The 22,528-nt window shown below is 59.7% G+C and carries 20 protein-coding genes and 1 pseudogene; 16 read left to right on the forward strand and 5 right to left on the reverse strand.

All coding sequences use genetic code 11. The annotated features are described in order from the left end of the window. Positions 1-54 precede the first annotated feature (54 nt). From ACSQ2Z_RS10100 to ACSQ2Z_RS10110, 3 genes are all read left to right on the forward strand, one after another. A complete protein-coding gene (locus tag ACSQ2Z_RS10100; RefSeq protein WP_436081076.1) occupies positions 55-663 on the forward strand; it encodes a pyridoxamine 5'-phosphate oxidase family protein in 609 nt (202 codons plus the stop codon). Between the two features lie 107 nt (positions 664-770). Continuing rightward, positions 771-1,160 (forward strand): hypothetical protein, encoded by a 390-nt coding sequence (locus ACSQ2Z_RS10105; protein WP_436081077.1) that lies wholly within the window; start codon positions 771-773, stop codon positions 1,158-1,160. Then, positions 1,144-1,944 (forward strand): M15 family metallopeptidase, encoded by an 801-nt coding sequence (locus tag ACSQ2Z_RS10110; protein WP_436081078.1) that lies wholly within the window; start codon positions 1,144-1,146, stop codon positions 1,942-1,944. The genes ACSQ2Z_RS10105 and ACSQ2Z_RS10110 overlap by 17 nt, the downstream gene beginning before the upstream one ends. Positions 1,945-1,967: 23 nt before the next feature. Here ACSQ2Z_RS10110 and ACSQ2Z_RS10115 read toward each other — a convergent pair whose 3' ends face one another. Beyond that, a complete protein-coding gene (locus ACSQ2Z_RS10115) occupies positions 1,968-2,609 on the reverse strand; it encodes a L,D-transpeptidase (protein ID WP_436081079.1) in 642 nt (213 codons plus the stop codon). 169 nt (positions 2,610-2,778) lie between these two features. Further along, positions 2,779-3,846, reverse strand: coding sequence for a GGDEF domain-containing protein (locus tag ACSQ2Z_RS10120; protein ID WP_436081080.1), 1,068 nt, complete (start codon positions 3,844-3,846; stop codon positions 2,779-2,781). Positions 3,847-4,491: 645 nt separating this feature from the next. Between ACSQ2Z_RS10120 and ACSQ2Z_RS10125 the strand changes: the two genes are divergently transcribed. The 5 genes from ACSQ2Z_RS10125 (at position 4,492) to ACSQ2Z_RS10145 (ending at position 8,696) form a co-directional block, all read left to right on the forward strand. Then, the gene (locus tag ACSQ2Z_RS10125; RefSeq protein ID WP_436081081.1) at positions 4,492-4,656 is read left to right on the forward strand and encodes a hypothetical protein; all 165 of its coding nucleotides are present in this window, start codon (positions 4,492-4,494) and stop codon (positions 4,654-4,656) included. A 70-nt stretch (positions 4,657-4,726) separates the two neighbouring features. Beyond that, positions 4,727-5,824 (forward strand): aKG-HExxH-type peptide beta-hydroxylase, encoded by a 1,098-nt coding sequence (locus ACSQ2Z_RS10130; protein ID WP_436081082.1) that lies wholly within the window; start codon positions 4,727-4,729, stop codon positions 5,822-5,824. Then, positions 5,821-6,777, forward strand: coding sequence for a hypothetical protein (locus ACSQ2Z_RS10135; RefSeq protein WP_436081083.1), 957 nt, complete (start codon positions 5,821-5,823; stop codon positions 6,775-6,777). The genes ACSQ2Z_RS10130 and ACSQ2Z_RS10135 overlap by 4 nt, the downstream gene beginning before the upstream one ends. Next, positions 6,752-7,987: a hypothetical protein gene (locus ACSQ2Z_RS10140; protein WP_436081084.1), complete on the forward strand. Its 1,236-nt coding sequence runs from the start codon at positions 6,752-6,754 to the stop codon at positions 7,985-7,987. Before ACSQ2Z_RS10135 ends, ACSQ2Z_RS10140 begins: the two co-directional genes overlap by 26 nt. A gap of 19 nt (positions 7,988-8,006) precedes the next feature. After that, complete coding sequence (locus tag ACSQ2Z_RS10145) at positions 8,007-8,696, forward strand: TauD/TfdA family dioxygenase (RefSeq protein ID WP_436081085.1); 690 nt, start codon at positions 8,007-8,009, stop codon at positions 8,694-8,696. A gap of 250 nt (positions 8,697-8,946) precedes the next feature. Here ACSQ2Z_RS10145 and fumC read toward each other — a convergent pair whose 3' ends face one another. Further along, complete coding sequence (gene fumC / locus ACSQ2Z_RS10150) at positions 8,947-10,359, reverse strand: class II fumarate hydratase (RefSeq protein WP_436081086.1); 1,413 nt, start codon at positions 10,357-10,359, stop codon at positions 8,947-8,949. A gap of 509 nt (positions 10,360-10,868) precedes the next feature. Between fumC and ACSQ2Z_RS10155 the strand changes: the two genes are divergently transcribed. Further along, on the forward strand, positions 10,869-12,755 hold the full coding sequence (locus ACSQ2Z_RS10155; RefSeq protein WP_436081087.1) for a L,D-transpeptidase family protein: 1,887 nt from the start codon (positions 10,869-10,871) through the stop codon (positions 12,753-12,755). 49 nt (positions 12,756-12,804) lie between these two features. Here ACSQ2Z_RS10155 and ACSQ2Z_RS10160 read toward each other — a convergent pair whose 3' ends face one another. After that, positions 12,805-13,482, reverse strand: coding sequence for an HAD family hydrolase (locus ACSQ2Z_RS10160; RefSeq protein ID WP_436081088.1), 678 nt, complete (start codon positions 13,480-13,482; stop codon positions 12,805-12,807). A 220-nt stretch (positions 13,483-13,702) separates the two neighbouring features. On the opposite strand from ACSQ2Z_RS10160, the gene rpiA reads away from it, so the two are divergent. The 5 genes from rpiA (at position 13,703) to ACSQ2Z_RS10185 (ending at position 18,880) form a co-directional block, all read left to right on the forward strand. Further along, entirely contained in the window at positions 13,703-14,395 is a 693-nt protein-coding gene (gene rpiA, locus ACSQ2Z_RS10165; protein WP_436081089.1) for a ribose-5-phosphate isomerase RpiA, read from the forward strand. Positions 14,396-14,569: 174 nt separating this feature from the next. Next, the gene (locus tag ACSQ2Z_RS10170; protein ID WP_436081090.1) at positions 14,570-15,121 is read left to right on the forward strand and encodes a DUF2059 domain-containing protein; all 552 of its coding nucleotides are present in this window, start codon (positions 14,570-14,572) and stop codon (positions 15,119-15,121) included. A 192-nt stretch (positions 15,122-15,313) separates the two neighbouring features. Then, a complete protein-coding gene (gene gor, locus ACSQ2Z_RS10175) occupies positions 15,314-16,705 on the forward strand; it encodes a glutathione-disulfide reductase (RefSeq protein ID WP_436081091.1) in 1,392 nt (463 codons plus the stop codon). A 270-nt stretch (positions 16,706-16,975) separates the two neighbouring features. After that, complete coding sequence (locus ACSQ2Z_RS10180) at positions 16,976-18,349, forward strand: class II 3-deoxy-7-phosphoheptulonate synthase (protein WP_436081092.1); 1,374 nt, start codon at positions 16,976-16,978, stop codon at positions 18,347-18,349. A 132-nt stretch (positions 18,350-18,481) separates the two neighbouring features. Continuing rightward, positions 18,482-18,880: a GFA family protein gene (locus tag ACSQ2Z_RS10185; protein ID WP_436081093.1), complete on the forward strand. Its 399-nt coding sequence runs from the start codon at positions 18,482-18,484 to the stop codon at positions 18,878-18,880. Here the strand turns inward: ACSQ2Z_RS10185 and ACSQ2Z_RS10190 are convergent. Next, entirely contained in the window at positions 18,869-19,831 is a 963-nt protein-coding gene (locus ACSQ2Z_RS10190) for a hypothetical protein (protein WP_436081094.1), read from the reverse strand. The two genes, ACSQ2Z_RS10185 and ACSQ2Z_RS10190, sit on opposite strands and share 12 nt — an antisense overlap. Positions 19,832-20,174: 343 nt before the next feature. Here ACSQ2Z_RS10190 and petA point away from each other — a divergent pair, with 343 nt between their 5' ends. Together petA and ACSQ2Z_RS10200 are read left to right on the forward strand one after the other, a co-directional pair. Then, on the forward strand, positions 20,175-20,738 hold the full coding sequence (gene petA / locus ACSQ2Z_RS10195) for a ubiquinol-cytochrome c reductase iron-sulfur subunit (protein WP_436081095.1): 564 nt from the start codon (positions 20,175-20,177) through the stop codon (positions 20,736-20,738). Positions 20,739-21,140: 402 nt separating this feature from the next. Then, positions 21,141-22,475 (forward strand): annotated as a pseudogene (locus ACSQ2Z_RS10200) (DUF4347 domain-containing protein); the annotation flags it as partial. Between the last annotated feature and the right edge of the window lie 53 nt (positions 22,476-22,528).

The following is a 22,528-nucleotide window of genomic DNA, read 5'->3' on the forward strand; positions in this document are numbered from 1 at the left end:
ATGAAGCCGTGATGCTACGGTCGAAAAGTTCGCTCGGAACCATGGGTGAATAGCATGACGATCATTCGCTCGGTCGAGGCACTGAACGCGCTCTATGGGGAAGCCGGTGAGGCGTCGCTGGTCAAGGTGACAACCAGGCTGACGCCCGACTACGCCCGCATGATCGAGGCTTCCCCATTTGCCGCGCTCGCCACTGTTGGCCCCGAGGGGGTCGACTGCTCGCCGCGCGGCGACGACGTCTGCGTGGTCAGGATTGCCAACGAACAAACCGTGCTGATGCCGGACTGGCGCGGCAACAACCGGGTCGATTCGCTCGCCAACATCGTGCGGGATCCGCGCGTGGCCCTGATGTTTCTCGTTCCCGGCTCGAACACGACGATGCGGATCAACGGCACGGCCGTTGTCAGCGTCGATCCGGCGCTGACCAATTCCTTCGAGGCCGATGGCAAGCATCCGCGCAGCGTCATCGTCGTCACCATCGGCGAGGTCTATTTCCAATGCGCCCGTGCGCTGATCCGCTCGCAACTCTGGAACGAGGAGCGCTTCGTCGATCCGCAGTCGCTGCCGACGCCGGGCGCGCTGTTGAAGGCGGCGAAGGCTGATTTCGATCGGGAGACGTATGATCGCGAATGGCCGGAGCGTGCCGCAAAGACGATGTGGTAGGCGCTTGCGAACCCTGAATAAAACAGGTCAGTCGCGCGTCATTTAGAGGACGGCGCGCGTGCCCTGATGGATTGGGCTGGCTTTGGGCGCCGCGGATTGGGGAACATATGAAAAACAGGGGCGTCTTCTTGCTGACGGTCGCGGTGACCGTCGGACTTTCCACCGGAGTGGCGAGGGCCGATCGGCTCGTTGAGGAATACAATGCCTATATCGGCGAGGAAGATCTCTATAATTCCTATGGAGAGCGGCTGTCCGAGCCGTGGCAGATCATCCGCCAGGACCGGGCGAACTATCATCGCTTCGGCACTTCCCAGCCGGGTGATGAAGGCGACAGCTTCTTCGGTGCCGCTGCGAACCGCCAAAAGGCCGAGCGCATGATCGAGCATGGCACCATCGAAACGCGTGCCGCGCGGGCGCTGGTACGAGGCAACGTGCTGATCAACGTGCAGGTTTTTCGCGGAGCCGACGGCGACTATATCAATGTCACCGTCGACTGACCGGGCGTCGCTTGTTTTCGCTGCAATGTTGCTTGTGGCTGTCGCGGCTCAAGCGGACGATCTCGGTCTCGCACGTAAAACAGAGCTGCTGATCGAAGCTTATCCGGAGACCCTTCTCAGGAGCGAAGACGGATCAATCCGCTTTCGCGACGGCGGACCGCCATTGCCGATCGATGACGGCAAGGCGAAGGACCATGCCCAAAAGCTGGCGGCGGGCGATATCGAGGACAGCCTGTCGCAGATCTATCCGCCGGGACCCTGCGAAACCCGGCCGGAGGTTAATTCCGATCCGGGCCGCATTCGCAGCGAGGCCCTGATGAAACGCCTTTACGGCGGATCGGCCCGGGACGTGGAGGCGTCTCTCGTGGAGGTAAACTGGTTCGGCAGCAAGCTGCCAGTGACAAAAAGACAGGGCGTGGCGCGGGCGCTGGAGCAAGTTCGTGACGAGCTGAAATCAATGCCTGAGCTGAAGGCATTTCTCACGCCTTCTGCGGGCACCTTCAACTGGCGCAAAATCGCCGGCGCTTCGAACCTCTCCGTGCACAGTTTTGGCGCGGCGATCGACCTCAATACCCGTTTTGCGGACTACTGGATCTGGGCGGGCGGCAAGCCGGGCAGGGTGCCGCACTACAACAACAAATATCCGTTGACGATCGTCGATGCGTTCGAGCGGCACGGCTTCATCTGGGGCGGGCGCTGGTATCACTACGACACCATGCATTTCGAATATCGGCCCGAACTCCTGGCCATCGCCAAAACGGCCGGCGTTTCGGCCTGCCGCTAAAGAGTGTTCGCTGTAAAATCAGGTCAGTCGCGGACGATGACCTTGGTGCCGATCGTCACATTGGCGTAGAGATGCTCGACATCCTCATTCGCCATGCGGATGCAGCCGGAGGACATCGCCTTGCCGATCGAGGACGGCTGGTTGGTGCCGTGGATGCGGTAGATGGTCGAGCCGAGATACATGGCGCGAGCGCCGAGCGGGTTATCGATGCCGCCCTTCATGGTGACGGGCAGGATGTGGCCCTTCCTGGCTTCACGGACGCGCATCTCCGCCGGTGGGTTCCAGGTCGGCCATTCGGCCATGCGGCTGACCGTATTGGTGCCGGTCCAGATGAAGCCATCGCGGCCGACGCTGACGCCGTATTGCATGGCGACACCGTTGCCGAGCACGTGGTAGAGGCGGCGGTCGGAATTGTCGACGATGACGGTGCCAGGCGCGACGTTTTCGCTGAAGGCAATCAGTTCGCGCTGGATCGGCGACTGGTTGACGTTCTTCTTCGCGGTCTTGGTCTTTGCAGGCTTGCCCTCCGATAGGACCTGCAGCCAGCCGGTCTTCGCCGTCGAGGCCTGGAGCGAGGCGACTTCGAAGGATCCGTTCTGGCCCGCGGCCTGTGCCGTGGGGGCGAGAAGGGCGGTTGCGATCAGGGCTGCAATGATGGTCTTCATGTCCGTATCTCCCGGTTTGTGCGGGAGAATTTTCCGGTTCATTCCGGTTCGCCCCCTTGCATGGAGCCTTTCTAGACAATCACCGGGAGAGCGGCTGTTTCCTGGGGAACGCGAAAAAAACGGCAAGAGGCGCCGCTTGGGCGGCTTCGGCCGAGATGTATCTTTTTTGCTATTTCCGGTAGATGAGCCAGCTTTTGCCGGTGTCTTTCCTCATGCCTTCCTCAAACAGCATGGATCTGTTTCGGCCGGCATTCTTGGCGCAATAGAGCGCGATGTCGGCCTTATTGTAGAGGTCGGTCGGGTCGTCGGCCTGCGTTGCCTGGCAGAGGCCGACGGAAAGCGTGATCGGGCCGTAATTGACGCCGGTCTTGGAATTCTTGAAGGGCGTCGTTGCCAGCGCGGTGCGGATGCGCTCGGCTACCTGAAGACTTTCCTCGAGCGTGTTGTCGCCAAGGATAATGGCGAATTCCTCGCCGCCGGTACGCGCAACGAAGGCGTCGCGGCGCAAATTGGCACGGATGACCGTACCGACGGTTGCCAGGATCTTGTCGCCGACCGGATGGCCGTAGCTGTCGTTGATCTTCTTGAAATGATCGATATCGGCGACCAGAAGGCCTGTTTGGGCGCGAAGATGCTCGGAATTGTAGATGGCGGCAAGTTTCTCGTCGAAGGCCCGGCGGTTGGCGAGGCGCGTCAGGGAATCGGTATTGGCGATCCGCTTGTACTCGTCGAGTTCCTGCCGGATGACCTCCATTTCGAAGGACTTCAGCGAGACGTTTTCGGCCCGTTCCTTGCCCTGGTTCATGGTGTCCGCAGTCGCTTCAGTCAGGATGCTGACTGCATGCCGCAGGATTTCGACGCTGGCATTGCTCTTGCACGTGATGTTCCGATAGGTCTCGCCGAGCAGCCGGTTATAGTTCTCGAGCGCAGACTGCTCTTCCTTCAGAAGCTGAAGAAGATCGCCGAGTTCACTTGCCAGATGTGTATGTGCCCGGTCGATGCCGGCCGCGTGGTGCACGTGGGCGAAGTAGCGCGCGCCGATCTCGTCCAGTTCCTCCTGGGTGGCGCGGCTGCCGAGTGCTGCAAGTTCCTTGGTCAGCTTCGGGTTGGAGCCGATATAGGCTTCGTAATAGAGCTCGTAGTTTCGCGGAAGGGGCGCAATCCCCATGACACGCATCGCATAGGTCACTTGCGCTGCGATATCCGGTATCTGCACCTTGCTCAAAGCCGCCTGCATCGCGGACTCCCTGTCCAATTGTCTCCGCCGGCAAGTTTTAGGGATAAAAGATTTTGGAAGGCTTAACGTTTTGCGAAATCGATCGGTAAGATTTGAACGTAATTCGATGTTGGCCGGGCTAATTACGTCATCCAGAACAACGATGCCAAGGCGACGAGGGGTTCGGTAAGCTTTTTCGGCGCCGTGTCGTGCTTGTGATGTTCCTAGGCGTCGTCCGGGTCGCCTATGAATTGGTCATGATCTGGTATCGAGACCACAAACTGCGTCAACACGTCGCGACCCATCTTGTCGTGGTAAGTGCCCCGCCCACTTCATGTATTCGTATAGCTTTCCGGTAACCGGCATGTCGAGTGCGTCGTTTTTAATGTCCACGCCGTGCTGACCGAGCAAGCCTGGCGTTCTGCGATCTGCGCACCGCAATGGTCCGATTGGACGGGTGCGTGCTCCCCACCTGTTCGACTGGACCTGCCGCAAACACAGCACCGAACTCGGCTGGTAATGTCCCCGGGCAGCATGCCGCCAACTTCATCTCCGCTCAAAAACCAGGGCAATTCGGCGGGTTGTTTTTTTTAAATATTCTATGCAGAGTTGCTTCGCTGCGGGAGATCCCTGCGGCAAAGATCCACCTCACCTACGGAGTTGCAGATGCAGACCCCGAATAAACAACAGAATTGGAAGAAGAACATCGCGCGCCCAGAAAGCGGCGTCGAGGCAACATCGAAGCCAAAGTTCTTTGAAGTGAAAGAGGAATACATCTTCGATACTGCAGCAGCGACGCTCCAGTTTAGTCCGAGCGCTTCGTGGTCCTGACACGGGACCGGCCGGTTTCGCTGGCCGGTCCTCGGCACCCAACAATTGACTTCCAACGGTGAGAAATTCCATGAACAATTCGCGCCCGTTCATCTCGTCGCTGCCTTCGAAGAAGAACGCAATTCTCGCGCGAGCGCAATTCTTTTCGACGACAATTGGAAGCTTGGCTTACCTCAAAGGCGTATACGAAGAAAAATTTGGATCGCTAGATTTCACGCTGGAGCCGCTTCTCTATGCGCGCCGAAATGCATCGATGCTCGATCCGAACCTCTTTTTCTTGCACGACGGAATCCTGATGTCGATGCGAAATCAGGAAATCAACAGAACGCGCTACCTATTCGGTCTGCTGGCCAACCAGGTGAAGGAATTCCACGATGCCGGCGAAGCGAGGGTATTGCCGACGGTCGAGTCCATCGGTGGCAGCGAATGGGAAAGATTCGTAGTCAACGAGACGGTGCGCACCGTGCAGGATGACCTCGGAAGACAGGCAGAACTGCGTCCTGTCTCTGACGGGGCCGCTAAAGCAGAATACGCGAACATTCGCCTGGCACTGGACGCGATCAAACAGCATTTCCCTGAAATGAGCGAGGAGATTGCTGTTTTTCTCAACTGCATTCGCGTTTTTGAAGGGCGGATCACGATGGGCATAACCGATGTTCGGATGTTCGGCTGTATGTTCGCTCGTACGCCGCGCGAGGACGTCAACCCGGCGCTCTATTACGGCGAGCACATTTGCCACGAGGTTTCACACATGTATCTGAATGCTGCGATGAGCATCGATCCAATCGTGCTCAACAGCCGTGACGAACGGCACAAATCACCGATCCGGCCAGACCCGCGGCCGATGATCGGGGTCTTCCATGCCACGTTCGTCACCTCACGGATCGTTCAGTTCTTCGACAGGCTGTCTGCTGCGCACGTAACGGAGGAGCGGCTTGTTCACCTCGAGCAACAGCTCACCGAACTCGCCGACGGTATCGACGAGATAGAGAAGCACGGGCGATTGACCGCTGCGGGAGAAATCCTCTTGAAAGAATTCCGCCAAGTCCACAGCAACGCTTTAGGCAAGCCTTACTGGTCTGACTATGTATTCGACCAGCCGCGCGAACATCGCTTCGGAGGTGGAGTCGTCTTCCGGGCTTCGGCGCAGGCGGACGCGCGAGCATGATACGCGCTTCGCCAGCCATTCTCCCGTGCGAAGTCTATCCCGTGCAGATTCGCGGGCGTGTGAATCGTGCGGTGCCCGAATATTGGGTCAGCGTTGGGGGCATTGCAGTCGGCACTTACGGGAGAACGCGCAATGTCCTGGGGTTTGGCTGCGACCGCAATCGTGATCGGGCAGAGGCTGCTTCGTTCTATGAGTGCCTCGAGCATGCCTTCGCTGTCTATGAAGCTTACGATGTAGACGAACTCGAAGAAGAGCTACCCATCTTTCACGTGAATGGCAGCAGGAGCGGGGATACCGTCCTGCGAAAGGACTTGCTCGTCGGTGCTCAAGCCGACGGAGGTAGGAGGAATGCGACCGGACTGGCGATCGGACCAGACGTTTGGAGCGCGGTCGCTCACGCCCGCAACGAACTCATCGAGCGTCATTTGGCATGGTGCTTCTGGTTCGGTGGAGATCTAACAACTGCAATTATCGAGGAAAGCAGGATTGGCAAATCGGTGCGAAAGCTGAAGTTTCTGCACCGGCGGCCAGAAGGCGTGTTCGTTTGCACGGTCCTGCAAGGAGACGATCCGCCCTTAATACTTGCTGGCAGTTGTTATTCCCTTATCATCAGAGACGCGGCAGAGCACGCGGATGCGGAGGCTTATATGTTGCTGGACACCGCCTTGGGACTGCCCTCGACCTCGATGAATCCGACCGCTGCTGGCACACTCGCGCGATACGAAGCTCTGGGGATGCCCGACACTGCTGGCGGCCTAGCGCGGCGCCTTGATAAATTGGCGGCAGCTGCGATCAAGCAGCCGGGTGAATGGCAAAAACCGGAAAATCTACCACCGATCCGCTACGCGATCATTCACCAAGACAGCCGGATCGCCTGCGTCCGCTGTTTTGGTGGCGCTTATCGGGATGCGTCACAGAAAGGGCCGAATGGTGAAGTGGCTCCGTTCCTCTAACTTTGCCGGGATGTTCTTCATCGTCTCAGTATTCCTTCCGCAAATCGCAATGCTTTCAGTGGGCTTGCAGCTAACCCTCAACTATTCCCAAACGGACCGTTTTGCCTATGCGTTCTTGGTATTCAACGCACCGGCAATCATCCAGATTATAATGCAACCTCTGTTGGCCGCACATCTGAGCACGGTTGGGGTAACGGTTCGACCGGTAATCATCGCAGGTTTGCGCGTTCTGATGGGTTGCCTCGTTACTGCCGCGCTGATTGTCAATGCGCAATCGCCCGAAGTGTCGCTGGGCCTGTTTTTACTTGCGGGCATGGTTGCCGCGGCGGACCAGACGTTAACCGGATCCTATCCTCTGGTTGCCCATGAACGCTTCGGCTTTGCCTATGCCCGGTCCGCATCGCTCGCCAATCTTATTGGACGCGGCTCAGCCGCCCTTGCGCCGCTAATCGCGGGTCTCGGCAGTTCCATGCCCCAAGGGCAATTGATGCTGACCGCGGCGTTCTTCGTGATCGGGCTCGCATGTTCTACAGCCCCATACACGGCGCAATCGCGTCCACGGGCAAGGAGTCGGCCCGACGGGTCGCGGTTCCTGTCGTACTTACGGCAGCTTTCGCCATGGGCGTACTGGTACATGCTGTTTACGGCCGTAGCGAATCTCGCGTTTGCCTGCGTGGCGTTCGTTATTCTATCGGATCAGCGCCTCGGCAATCCGCTCGTGCCCTACGGGGTGCTTTATGCAGTTTTTGTGGGCGTCAATTTCACGATCACCCTCGGTCTCTTTGATCTCCAGCGGTACCAGTCGCGCAGACATGTGCAGGCAATAACGTTTTTACTTGCCGGTCTGGTGGCAACCTATGGATTCGCAAGCGGCACGACCGCCTTCGTCTTGTCTGCCGGAGCAACGGGCGCAGCTTACGCGATTCTAATGATTTCGGCCACCTCGCTCGCAACCGCCAAGCTCGCCGGTCCCCGCTACGTGGAATATACCACACTGGCTCGCAGTGTGGGACGGATTGCATCCCTAGTCTCTTCGGCGGCTGCCGGACTGGCGTTGTCAGCTGGAGTACCCGTGGCGACCATCTTACTGGTAGTCGCCGCGTTCGGCGCATCCATGGCAATCCTCATTGGCCCCAAGCTCACACGTAAAAAGTTTGGTTCGAGCGACTTGTCCGCTGGAGCATCCGCGGAAAATCGGACTCCGGGGTAGAAATGGAGGTGGTACTAAAATGATCTTTGGTACTTGTTATGAATGCAATGTCCTGGGTACTCTTGCTGCCCGCACGCGCGCACATGGCATCGCAACACTCGGCCGCGAAACGGCATCAGACATCGGCACGGTTACCGAAGCGCTCGGCCATCGCCTCTTCGACACGGAAATCCGTCTAAAGAACGATGCAAAAGGCATCGTCAATCTGCCTCAGGAAATTCCCTTCCATTGCGACTACCCAAAAGCTGAATTTGTCGTCTGGCAATGCCTCAATCCGGGCAGCAAGCCTGCGCCACTTCTTCTTAAGGACGGACTGGCGGTTCTGGCGCATATGACAAATGACGAGATAGACGCGCTTTCCAGCATCAAGATGATTTACAAATGCCGTATTGAAGAAGCGCTACTAATGTCACCCATTGTCTATTCAGATGGAAACAGGCGCTTCAACCTGACCTACAATCCTTGGAGCCTGCAGCGTAACCTTACACCTTCCCAACAATTTGCCTTAGACCGTTTCGTCGGGTTGTTGCGCGATCAGGCCTTTTTGGAAGCACATTTTGCAGAGGGTGATTTCCTCATCATCGACAACCGCCGCATACTTCATGCGCGCTCCGCGTTACATCCCCGTTCGGACCGATTCCTGATGCGTCGAATGATCTCAGGCGCTGCTGGCTACCCGCCAGCGGAAGTCGTTCGGGCCGTATCTTGAGGATGGCTACCCGCTGTATCGCAAAGAAGTCGGCAGATGAGGAGACCCCAATGAAAAATAGTGATGTATATCCCTACCCATGAACCACATTTCGTGCCTGACGCCCTCATTGCGAAGGGAGATGGAGACATCATCAAGGTGATCGAGCATATAGGAACTCCGTCGCCGAGCAATTTCCTCACTAAAAAAGCAATCAGGCAGCGATGTCTCGCTGCCTGACGGGATTTTCTGAACTGGTTCCGGTGACGCCTCAGGAAGGGCTGATCATCGTTTCCGGACGGACAATGGCGTCGAATTCAGCGTCGGTGACATAGCCGCCGCCGACGGCTTCCTCGCGCAGCGTCGTGCCGTTCTTGTGGGCCGTCTTGGCGATCTTGGCGGCATTGTCGTAGCCGATCTTCGGGGCAAGTGCTGTAACCAGCATCAGCGAGCGGTCGAGCGCCGCCTTGATATTGTCCTCTCGGGCCTCGATGCCAGTGACGCAATTGTCGGTGAAGGAGACGCTGGCATCGGCCAGCAGCTGCACCGACTGCAGGAAATTGTAAGCCATCAGCGGATTGTAGACGTTGAGCTCGAAGTGGCCCTGGCTGCCGGCAAAGGTCAGCGCCGCATTGTTGCCGAACACCTGGACGCAGACCTGCGTCAGCGCTTCGCACTGCGTCGGGTTGACCTTGCCCGGCATGATCGACGAGCCGGGTTCGTTTTCCGGCAGTGACAGTTCGCCGAGACCGGAGCGGGGGCCGGAGCCGAGCAGGCGGATGTCGTTGGCGATCTTGAACAATGCAGCTGCGGCAGCATTGATCGCGCCGTGGCTGAAGACCATCGAATCGTGGGCCGCCAGCGCTTCGAACTTGTTCGGCGCCGTGACGAAGGCGATGCCGGTGATCTTGGCGATCTCTGCGGCGACCTTTTCGGCAAAGCCGATCGGCGCGTTGAGGCCGGTGCCGACGGCGGTGCCGCCCTGTGCCAGTTCGCAAAGGCCGGGCAGGGTCATTTCGATACGCTTGATCGAGGAGGCGACCTGTGCGGCGTAACCGGAGAACTCCTGGCCGAGGGTGAGCGGCGTGGCGTCCTGCGTATGCGTGCGGCCGATCTTGATGATGTGATCGAAGGCCTTCACCTTGGCTTCGAGCGCCGCGTGCAGATGCTTGAGGGCCGGCAACAGGTCGTGGACGACGCGCTCGGCGCAGGCGATGTGCATGGCCGTCGGATAGGTGTCGTTCGACGACTGGCTCATGTTGACGTGGTCGTTCGGATGCACCGGCTTCTTCGAGCCCATGACGCCGCCGAGCATTTCGATCGCACGGTTGGAGATCACTTCATTGGCATTCATGTTCGACTGGGTGCCGGAACCGGTTTGCCAGACGACGAGCGGGAAGTGATCGTCGAGCTTACCGTCGATGACCTCCTGGGCCGCGTTGATGATGGCGTTGCCGATCGTCGGGTCGAGGCCCTGCAATTCCATGTTGGCGCGGGCGGCGGCCTGCTTGACGATGCCGAGCGCGCGGACGATGGCGAGCGGCTGCTTTTCCCAGCCGATCTTGAAATTGCCGAGGGAGCGTTGCGCCTGAGCGCCCCAGTAGCGGTCGCTCGCGACCTCGATCGGGCCGAACGTATCTGTTTCCGTGCGCGTTGATGTCATCGTAATCCCTGCTTTCGTCATGCGGTATCAAGACCGAAGGTGGATATGGCCGCCGGATCGCGGTGGTCTAAAGCTATGATGCGGTTCTCTCTGGCCCAGGTGCCTGGTGCTTGTAAAGAGGTCGCGAGGGGGCCTGCCATGCTACAATCGTTTAAAATACGGGTGCTTCGTGGAGCCTTCCGTTTCAATCGGAAAGTCCCTTTCCGCGAGTCGCCGTCGCTGGCGTGCTGTGCCTTTTCAGACACAACCGATCGCATAGTTTCCAAGGTCGCGGCGGCGATTTTCCCAATCTTGAGCAATTTTACGGGTGTTTAGAAAAATAGCTCAAGGAATTCAAATTTTTGGACGTGCTCAGCCGTCTTGCTAACCGGGCGCCGTAACGAATTTTCAACGGCCGCTGGAGGCTGGGAATGGGTGGCGTTTCCTTTTCATTCACCATCCTTTCTTATAAGTACCAAAGCTCGGTGACATGAAGGGCATCGGGCGCGAACCGCTGACGGCGGCAATGCGATACGGGGACGTGTGAGCCAATGAAATTGATGAAATCTGCAGCGATCGTGACACTCCTTGCCGGGTGCGCGTTCACCTCTTTCGGCGTCCAGGGCGCAGAGGCATATACCTTGATGGATCTCTTTCGCAAGAAGAGGCCGCCCGTGGAAGAGGTGCAGGTGTGGCCCCGCTTTGGCGGCATGCAGGAAGCGAACCCGGCGCAAGATTCGGTGCCCCGTGCCCTGCCGCGCGTGACCTCGCCGCGCTACTACACCTACAAGGCCGAGCCGCTGCGGCGCATCGACACGGCAAAGCTTCTCGATCCTGTCGTCACCGGTTCCGTGCGCAACGATGCGCTGCCGCTGGCGCAGGGTACGTCGCTTGCCGATGCCCGCCGTTTCCTGCCGGATGTGGCGGCCTATGCGCCGGCCGTTGTGGCCAAGGCCGTCGAGGCCTTTTACGCCGGCCGCGAGGGATTTGTCTGGATTGAGGAGAATGGTCCGAATGTGGCGGCAAAGGCCGCTCTGTCTGTTCTCGGTGACGCTGCAAGCGTCGGGCTTGATCCGCAGGATTATGCCGTTTCCGTGCCGTCCGACACGTTCGAAGGCAACGACATGATGGCGCGTGAGAAGGCGCTGGTCGATTTCGAAATCCGCATGTCCGCCGCGACGCTGACCTATGTCCAGGACACCGTTCGCGGCCGCATCGATCCGAACAGAGTTTCCGGCTATCACGACTTCAAGCGCAAGAGCGTCAACCTGACGGCCAAGCTCGAGAACATCGCCAGAAGCCATGATGTTGCAGCCTATCTCAAGGCCCAGACGCCGACCGGTCCGGAATTCCTGGCGCTCAAACGGGAGCTGGAAGCACTTGAGGCAAAGAGTGGCGATGCGCCGCGGATCACCATTGCGCCGGGCACGCTGCTGAAACCGGGCATTGCCAATCCGGAGCTTGCCAATGTAGTCGCGGGCATCCGGCAAAAGGGTTCTGACGCGCTGAAGGTCGAGCACGCGCTTACCCTTTCTGCCTATCAAGGAACGCCGGACTATACACCGGAACTGGTAGCGTTGGTCGAGGGGTTCCAGAAGGAAAATGGCTTGAAGCCGGACGGTGTCGTCGGCAAGGCCTCGATCCGTATCCTGACCGGGGGCGACACCACGCAGAGCAAGATCGACAAGGTGCGCGTCGCCATGGAGCAGGCGCGCTGGCTGCCGGCCGATCTCGGCAGCCGTTACGTCTTCATCAACCAGCCGGCCTTCATGGCCTATTATCACGACCAGGGTGCTGAGCAGTTTTCGATGCGTGTGGTTGTCGGCTCGAAGGCGAACCAGACCTATTTCTTCGAGGACGAGATCCAGACGGTGGAATTCAACCCCTATTGGGGCGTGCCGCAGTCGATCATCATCAACGAGATGCTGCCGAAGCTCAGGAACGATCCGGGCTATCTCGACCGCCTCGGCTACCAGGTGGAAGTGGCCGGCCGTGCCGTTTCGTCCTATGACGTGAACTGGAACGGCTCGACCACTGGCGTTGCCGTGCGCCAGCCTCCAAGCAGCGACAATGCGCTCGGCGAATTGAAGATCCTCTTCCCGAACAGTCACGCGATTTACATGCACGACACGCCGTCGAAGAGCTTCTTCAAGAAGGACCAGCGGGCGCTCAGCCATGGCTGCGTGCGTCTGGCCGATCCGCGCCGGATGGCTGCTGCCGTGCTCGGTACCACTGTCGACGATGTGGCCGAACAGGTCGCCGACGGCCGCAACAAGGGCGTTCAGGTGCCGCAAAAGATTCCGGTCTATGTCGCCTATTTCACCGCTTGGCCGAACAAGGACGGGGCGATCGAGTATTTTGACGATGTCTACGAGCGCGACATGTATATGAGCCGCGCGTTCGAGGCGACACGGATCGCCCGCCGCGCCGAAGGCTGAGTGCGGTAAAATCGATCATTCCATAAAGGCGGCTTGAAGGCCGCCTTTTTCATGCCTGCGTGATCAGTCGCTCGATCAGGTCCGGCGTCAGTTCATCGAAATGGTGGATGACGAGATCGGGCGCCAGGCTTTCGACCGGCACGTCGGAATAGCCGAAGGGTACGCCGATCGAGCGGACGGACGCGTTGCGGGCAACGAGGATGTCGTTGAGGCTGTCGCCGATCATCACGGATTTTTCCGGCGCGCCGCCAGCAAGGCGGATCGTGGACAAGAGGTGTTCGGCGTCCGGCTTTCTCACATGAAATGTGTCGCCGCCGGTGATTGCAGCGAAGCGCGGGGTGAGCGCGAGCCCCTCCAGCAGGCTTTTCGCCAGCATTTCCAGCTTGTTGGTGCAAACGGCGAGTATGTAGCCGGCTTCGGAGAGCCGGTCCATGGCCGCTATGACGCCGGGATAGGGGATGGACAAGCCCGGCATCGAGCCGTGATAGAAATCGACGAATTCCTTCATCTGCCAGTCGAGATCGCCGGCGCTCAGCGGTTTGCCGCGCAGCGTGAACGTGCGCTCGATCATCGCCTTGGCACCGTGTCCGACGAGATGGGTGAGGTCGTGATAGGTAACCGGCGCAAGGCCGGCCTGGGTAACGGCGTGGTTGAGGCTTGCGACAAGATCCGGTGCGGTATCGACCAGGGTTCCATCAAGATCAAAGACGATAACGGGGGCGGACACGAAAACCTCTCGGGGGGACTGCGAAACGTTCTGTTCGGGTAGGGGAACCTGTGGAAAAAAGCAATCGCCACTTTCCGCTTAAGCTGTGGCAGCCATTTGTATCTCGCCTGCTATTTGGGCTTTTGTTTGCCGTGGCAGCCGTGTAAACGTCTCAGCGGAACAGAAGACCCGAGCCTTTTTGCCGTGTCCGTGGAATAAGATGTTGAGGAGTGCGTGGCGCATGGACGCCCGTGAAATGAAGATCAAGGCTGCCGCGGCAGCACTCGACTATGTCGAGGACGGCATGCGGCTCGGCATCGGCACAGGTTCGACGGCGGAGGAGTTCGTTCGTCTGCTCGCCGAAAAGGTGGCGTCCGGCTTTCGCATCGAAGGCGTGCCGACGTCAGAACGCACGGCGCGGCTATGCCTGGAACTCGGCGTGCCGCTGAAATCGCTGGACGAGCTTCCCGAACTGGATCTGACGGTCGATGGCGCCGACGAGGTGGATGGCAAGCTGCGCCTCATCAAGGGTGCCGGCGGCGCGCTTCTGCGTGAGAAGATCGTTGCCTGCGCATCATCGCGGATGATCGTGATTGCCGACGAAACCAAGATCGTCGACACGCTCGGAGCCTTCAAACTACCGATCGAAGTCAACTCCTTCGGGCTTGTCGCCACTCGTATCGCCATCGAAAAACTGGCCGCGCGGCATGGTCTTTCCGGCGAAATCGTCGTGCGCGCCTCCGGCGACGGACCCTTCATGACCGACGGCGGACATTTGATTCTGGATGCATCTTTTGGCCGTATTCCTGATGCAGATGCGCTGGCACATGAACTCAATGCTATTCCCGGCGTGGTCGAACACGGGCTATTCATCGGCATCGCATCCCTTGCCATCATTGCCGGTCCGGCGGGGGCGCGGGTGATGACCGCCTAGAGGCGAGATTTCCAGCCGTGGCCGAAGGCGGGCGCGGCGGAGTGTTACAACAGCGTTGCCGCCTAAGGGGATCGAGCCCCGATGGTGGCGGCGGCTTTGAAATTGGATTATGCGGGGTTCGCAGGAGCAAGACGCGCACGGAACCCGGCGTCAACTGACAGGAGCGTTTCAGATATGATCAATCTCGCAGGTCTTGGCCGTACAGTGGCTGCAACCGCCATCATCCTTTCGGCCGTCATGGTTCCTGCCTTGCGGGCGCAGGATGTGACGGACGAGCAGGTCAAGGCTGCCCGCGCCGCGATCGAGGCAATCAACGCCACCAACGGTTTCGACAATATTCTGCCCAATCTGGCTGAACGCCTGAAGACGACCTTGATCCAGTCCTCGCCGAACTATCAGGAACTGATCACCAAGACGGTCGATGAAAAGGCGCTTGAGCTGGCAGCGCGCCGCGCTGATCTGGAGCGTGAGGCAGCGACGATCTACGCAAAGACCTTCAGCGTCGAACAGCTGAATGCCATCACGGCGTTCTACACGTCGGACGCGGGCAAGAAGCTTCTGAAGGATGGCCCGATCGCCTCGCGCGAAATGATCAAGGCTGCCGACATCTGGGCGGCAGGTATTTCCCGCGATCTCAACACGGCTGCGACCAAGGAACTCGGCGCGACCCTGACCGCCGGGCAGCAGCCGGTACCAGGCGCCACGGCCGAAAAGCCCGTCCAATAAGCGGCTTGCCGGTTTCAACCGGTGCACGCCGGACGACGAATTGCAAAGCCCGGATCATTCCGGGCTTTTCATTTTGTATCGCTCCACCCTATATCAGCAACACATGGCGGGAATCGCCGGGGTCCAGCATGGCCGACCCGGCTTCCAGACGATCCGCCTCCCTCGCAGTGACCCGTCCGGGAGTTTTTCAGCATGACGTCTTTCGACTATGACCTTTTCGTTATTGGCGGCGGCTCCGGCGGGGTGCGCAGCGGCCGCCTCGCAGCAGCCATGGGCAAGAAGGTCGCCATCGCCGAGGAATTCCGCTACGGCGGCACCTGCGTCATTCGCGGCTGCGTGCCGAAGAAACTCTACGTCTATGCGTCGCAGTTCACCGAACATTTCGAGGATGCGGAGGGTTTCGGCTGGAGCGTCGGCGAGCACAAATTCGACTGGCAAAAACTGGTCGCCGCCAAGGAAAAGGAAATCACCCGGCTGGAGGGCCTTTATCAGAAGGGGCTGGCCAATGCCGGGGCGGAAATTCTGAATACCCGAGCGGAACTGACCGGGCCGAACAGCATCCGGCTCGTCGCCACGGCAAAGACCGTGACGGCGGAGCGCATCGTCATCGCCGTCGGCGGCCACCCGACGCCGCATGAGGCGCTGCCCGGTCACGAACTCTGCATCAGCTCGAACGAAGCCTTCGATCTTGCGGAACTGCCGAAATCTATCGTCATTGCCGGCGGCGGCTATATCGCCGTCGAATTCGCCAATATCTTCCATGGCCTTGGCGTCGAGACGACACTGATCTATCGCGGCAAGGAAATCCTGTCGCGCTTCGACCAGGATATGCGGCGCGGTCTCCACGCGGCGATGGAAGAGAAGGGCATCCGCATCCTGTGCGAGGACCTGCTGCAGTCGATCAAGAAGAATGCTGACGGCAAGCTGGCTGCCGAAACCCTGAAGCACGGTACGCTGACGGTAGACAAGGTCATGCTGGCGCTTGGCCGCGTGCCGAACACGAAGGGGCTTGGGCTGGAAGCGGCGGGCGTGAAGGTCAACGAGCGCGGCGCGATCGTCGTCGATGCGTTTTCCCGCACCAGCGCGCCGGGCATTTATGCGCTTGGCGACGTGACGGATCGCGTTCAGCTGACGCCGGTCGCCATCCACGAGGCCATGTGCTTCATCGAAACGGAATACAAGCATAATCCGGTCTCACCGGATCACGACTTGATTGCCACCGCCGTCTTCTCTCAGCCCGAAATCGGTACCGTCGGCCTCTCGGAAGAGGATGCTTCAAAGAAATACGACGAACTCGAAATCTACCGCGCCGAATTCCGGGCGATGAAGGCGACGCTGTCGGGACGCAGCGAAAAGACGATCATGAAGCTGATCGTCAATGCCGCCGATCGCAAGGTCGTTGGCGCTCATATTCTTGGCCACGAGGCCGGAGAAATGGCGCAACTGCTTGGAATTACGTTGAAAGCCGGCTGCACCAAGGACGATTTCGATCGCACCATGGCGGTGCATCCGACGGCGTCGGAAGAACTGGTGACGATGTACAACCCAAGCTACCGCCTCAAGAACGGCGAGAGGGTCGGCTAGGCTCCGGCCTGCAACGAGCGAGTTTACCGGCAAACTGCGTGCCAAAATCTCGCAGTGCGTACTTTGGTGGAACAATCGCTTTTCAATCCCCATGTTAACGTTTATAAGCCCGCATCCGCAAAATCGCCGTTTTCCCGGCTGGGGAAGCTGCGGTCAGGAATTGGGCCGAATGGAAACGCGATTCAGATCCCGTTTCCAGCCAGCGTTGACCGGACCTCTCCGGAACGCGGCAGCGACGGCGGACCTCGCGCAAGAGAATAGGTGATTGAAATGGCACAGAATTGGACCCCGAACAGCTGGCGGCAGAAGCCCATTCAGCAGGTGCCGGATTTTCCGGATTTGGCAGCGCTCAGCGCAACCGAAGCGCAGCTCACGACCTTTCCGCCGCTGGTGTTTGCGGGTGAGGCACGCCGTCTGAAGAACCAGCTTGCCAATGTGTCGGAAGGCAAGGGCTTTCTGCTGCAGGGCGGCGATTGCGCCGAGAGCTTCGCTGAACACGGCGCTGATACGATCCGCGATTTCTTCCGCGCGTTCCTGCAGATGGCCGTCGTCCTGACCTTCGGTGCCCAGCAGCCGGTCGTCAAGGTCGGCCGCATTGCCGGCCAGTTCGCCAAACCGCGTTCGTCGAACATCGAACGTCAGGGCGATGTCGAGCTGCCGAGCTATCGCGGCGACATCATCAACGGTATCGAGTTCAACGAAAAGGCCCGTATTCCGGATCCGGAACGTCAGATCATGGCGTACCGCCAGTCGGCTGCGACGCTCAACCTGCTGCGCGCCTTTGCGATGGGCGGTTACGCCAATCTCGAAAACGTGCACCAGTGGATGCTCGGCTTCGTCAAGGATTCACCGCAGGCCGAGCGTTACCGCAAGCTCGCTGACCGAATCTCCGAAACCATGGACTTCATGAAGGCGATCGGCATCACGTCCGAGAACCATCCGAGCCTGCGCGAGACCGATTTCTTCACCAGTCACGAGGCGCTGCTGCTTGGCTACGAGCAGGCGCTGACCCGCGTCGATTCGACCTCCGGTGACTGGTACGCGACCTCCGGCCACATGATCTGGATCGGCGATCGCACGCGCCAGCCCGACCATGCACATATCGAATACTGCCGCGGCATCAAGAACCCACTCGGTCTCAAGTGCGGCCCGTCGCTGACGGGTGACGGGCTGATCGAGCTTATCGATCTGCTCAACCCGCAGAACGAGCCTGGCCGCCTGACGCTGATCTGCCGCTTCGGCCACGACAAGGTTGCCGAGCACTTGCCGCGCCTGATCCGCGCCGTCGAGAAGGAAGGCCGCAAGGTCGTCTGGTCCTGCGACCCGATGCACGGCAACACGATCACGCTCAACAGCTACAAGACCCGGCCGTTCGAGCGGATTCTGTCGGAGGTCGAAAGCTTCTTCCAGATCCACCGCGCTGAGGGCACGCATCCGGGCGGCATCCATATCGAGATGACCGGCAATGACGTCACCGAATGCACCGGCGGCGCCCGGGCGCTCTCCGGCGCCGATCTGGCCGATCGCTACCACACCCATTGCGACCCGCGTCTCAATGCCGACCAGGCACTCGAACTTGCCTTCCTTCTGGCCGAGCGCATGAAGGGCGGCCGTGACGAGAAGCGCATGGTCGTAAACGGCTGATCTTGGGGCTGATCAGCCCTGCTGATCCTCGGCTGAGAGATTTGAATTTGACGGAACCGGGCTGGCTGGAGATGCTGGCCCGGTTTTTTCATGCCCGCGCGATGGGCCAATAGACAGCTTGAGGGGATGACCATGGCCGAAGAGCATACCGGGTCCTGCAATTGCGGTGCGGTCCGTTTTCATACGCGGGGAAGGTTGCGGGAGGTGATCGCCTGCCACTGCTCGCAGTGCCGCAAGCAGACCGGGCTCTATTATGCGGCGACCAATGTTCTCGACGTGGACCTGGATATTCGGGGCGACGACAACATCACCTGGTACCGCTCGAGCCCGGAAGCCCGGCGCGGCTTCTGCAAGGCCTGCGGTTCGGCGCTGTTCTGGAAGATGGATGGCCTCAACTACACCTCGATCATGGCCGGTGCCTTCGATCCGCCAACCGGGCTGGCTTTCGGCTATCACATCTTCTGCGCCGACAAAGGGGATTTCTATGAGATTAACGACAGCCTGCCGCAATTTGCGCAGTCAAACGTCTGACGGGCTCGTATCGGCACGGTTCGTTTCGAGGTCATGCTCCTCGGTCCCAATCGAGCGGACCGCCTTGCTAAAGGCCCAGTCCAGTGCGCAAAACTTGATCGATTGCCAGCGCTTGTAATCATCTACGAAAGAGGCCGCGACCCATACCTTGTTCCGGTTGTTGCTGCGGTCCCGCCAGCCAAGCGATCCGAACGCTTCGGCGCGGGCAAAGAGGCGCCGGATATGCGTGCGCGACAGGGAGTAGTGGTTGGACAATTCTGCGAAACGAAGGTCTTCGACCCAGTGATAGCCTTCCTCGGGGACCACATTGACAATGCGTGAGATGAAATCGTCGAGGATCAGTCCGCCATATTCGCTCCAGACGAAACAGGAGATGCTGAGCGGTGGTTCCCGCCACGCCCTGTCGGCGATCAGCCGCTTGGCGGCGATCGGTTGGGCTCGGCGAAAAATGTCCGGATTGGCCTCCAGCCGTGTGACGCGCTCGCCGCCGTCGAGAAGGTCAAGGCTGCGCATCTGGCCACGAAACCACAGCATCATCGCCTCGTGGCTGATCTCGGTCGGCTCCAGGGGACGGCTGCGTTTGCTGGGCGATCCCGGTACGTCGCGGATCAGCTTGTAGGCGAGCAGTTCGGCCAGAAAGGCTGTCGCCGTGTTGCGGCTGGCTGCGCCGAATTCAACGATGATATCGAGAAGCCGCGAGGCTGTGATGCCGGAGAGGGGATCGGTTGGGTTGCGCTGCAGGTGCAGCGCATAGGCAGCCTGGGTAAGGAGCCATTTCTGCTGGGCGGCGACCAGGCGACCGATCCTCGGCAAACGGTCATAGAGCTCGATCATGTGTCGGGCGCCCTGTTGCAGGACCGCAAACAGCGCCGGGTTCGACGCAAACGCGTCAATCTCGGCGGACGAGCCGGTTTCCGGGCTTTCGATCTCTGGCAACGGCGTACCTGTCATGGCTTTAACGAAGTCTAATAGATAGGTTCATCGATTTCGGAATAACGGTGTGTTGAAAGAATGTTGCTCGTAAAGCGTGTAATGTCCATCTTTTGTTTCAGGAACAGGCCGGTTATCACGTTGGCTTTCAAGGAGACACCGTCGATCCGGCACCGCAGCAACGCTTTGCTATCCATGGACCAAGGACATTTCAATAGACTCCATTGCGCGGTAAAATGACAGGAGCATCTCCCACCCGTTGGCAGATAAGGGCGAGATCGCGCCACGATGCGCAAAATCCCTGAGCGGATGGGAGAGCAAACGGTGCATATGAGCACTTGTGTGCAGCAAAGGCAGCAGTCCCATGGCCATGAACGAGACACGCGAACCTACCCGCCGTGATTTTCTCTATATTGCGACAGGCATGGCCAGTGCTGTGGGTGTCGCTGCATCGACCTGGCCATTCATCGATCAGATGCGCCCCGACGCATCGACGCTTGCACTGGCCTCTATCGAGGTGGATGTATCCTCGCTTGCCGAAGGTATGGCACTTACGGTCAACTGGCGCGGTCGTCCGGTTTTCATTCGCAACCGGACCTCCAAGGAGATCGAAGCGGCAAATGCGGTTGCAATTGAGGAGCTCAAAGACCCCGTGGCGCGGAACGCCAATCTTGCCGACGATCAACCGGCGACCGATCTTGCCCGCTCTGCCGGCGAGGGGCGGGAGAATTGGATCGTGATGATCGGCGTCTGCACCCATCTGGGCTGCGTGCCGCTCGGGCAGGCTGGCGATTTCGGAGGCTGGTTCTGCCCGTGCCATGGATCGCACTACGATACCGCAGGTCGCGTCCGCAAGGGGCCGGCACCGGAGAACCTCGCCATTCCGCGCTTTGAATTCATCTCCGAAGCTGTCGTGCGGATCGGCTAAGCTTCCGCCTGTAACGACCGTTGTTCGCTCTGCCAGTGTATTGTCATCGGGCTTGCCGATGCCTCCTGGCCGAAAGGGCTCGCCGCCGCTCGCCAGGATGTTCGCTATCTTTTGTCACCGGCCCGAAGCGCCCCACCCAGCTGCTCGAAGATGAGCTCAAGCTGAATGGCCATCCAATCCATCATCACATTGGAGGAAGGACCCCTCCACCTCTTACCGACTTTGGAAGTGTCGTGCAGACCGATTGCTAAGGTTTGCGATCCGGCAAAAGCTGGCAGGATGCGTGTAGAACCTTGATCTGATCAACCTATATTGGGCGGCAGCCACATGGCGGGAAAATCCATGCGGTCGCAAGGCCAGGTCAAATGCCCCAACACGATCCAAATTGCCCCGGGAAACACCATGACCTACTCTCGCGAGATCGCTTTCATCGACCCCGCCGTAGCGGATTTCCAGACACTGCTTGCCGCTCTCCGGCCCGACGTCGAATCCGTCGTGCTTTCGCGGGACGAGCCGGCCATTTCGCAGATGGCGCGGATCCTGCAGGGTCGGACGAACCTGGATGCGATCCATGTGATCGCGCACGGGCGGCCCGGCGAAGTGAGCTTCGCGGCGGGCGCGTTCACGTATGAGACGATCAGGCACGAAACTGCCGAACTTTCCGGCTTCGGCGTTGCGCTTGGAAAGGAAAGGGCGCTGCAGATTTGGGCCTGCGAGGCCGGCGCCGGGGAACGGGGGACAGCTTTCGTCGATTTACTTGCAGCAAGGACGGGCGTTTGTGTCGCGGCTGCGAGTGGCATCGTCGGTGCGGAATTCCGCGGCGGAACCTGGTCGCTGGATCGCGGTGCCGGTCCCGGACGTCCTCCGCTTACACCGGAAGGCATGATGACCTATGCCGGGATCATGGCGACGTTCACCGGCACCAGCGGCAACGACAGGGCGAACGCGACGACGGGGACGCTCACAGGATTCTCCGGCGGTACGGTCGCTCAGCTTCAGGACGCCAGCGGCGACACCTTCAATCCCGGCAGCGGCGCAGATGAAATCGTCGCCGGCAGCGGCGACGACACGATCAACCTGGGTAGTGGGCAGTTTGTGGCCGGCGAGTCGATCGAGGGCGGCGGCAACAGCGCCAGCGGCACACGCGACCAGATCGTGCTGACTGCCGGCGGTACGTTCAACTTTTCGCTTGGCACGGTTTCTGGCATCGAGACGCTTACCGGAAGTACCGGCAGCGATACCGTAACGATGACCGCGTCGCAATGGGCCGGGTTCATCACAATGGATCTGGGCAGCGGCTTGTTGACCACCGATGTGCTGAATGTCCTGGCGAGCGGAAGCATCTCGGCGCTCGCCACACCGACGATCAGCAATGTCGAAACCGGCAATCTCACCGGCACGTCCGGCACTGACACGGTGACACTGAGCGGCGCCCAACTCGACGCGATCCTGATCGGCACGGGCACGATCAATCTCGGCAGCGGAACCGGCGACACGATCAATCTGACATCGACCTCGTCCGACCTTAATTCACTCGGGGCGACGAATGCATCCATTCAGGGTGTCGAGGAGATCTCCGCTTCGGGCGCAGCTGCCGGCGTGACGGTCACGCTAAGCGGCCAGACCGAAGCTTTCACCGTCACCGGCAGCGCCCAGGCCGACAATATCACCGCCGGTTCCGGTGGCGACACGATTGTCGGCGGTGCTGGCGCCGACACGATAAACGGCGGGGCAGGCAACGACACGATCACCTATGACGGCACGGATGTTTCGATCGCCGGCGGAACGAA

Origin of the sequence: Pararhizobium sp. LjRoot235, assembly GCF_964254145.1 — a bacterium.
In the GTDB taxonomy this organism is placed as follows: domain Bacteria; phylum Pseudomonadota; class Alphaproteobacteria; order Rhizobiales; family Rhizobiaceae; genus Pararhizobium.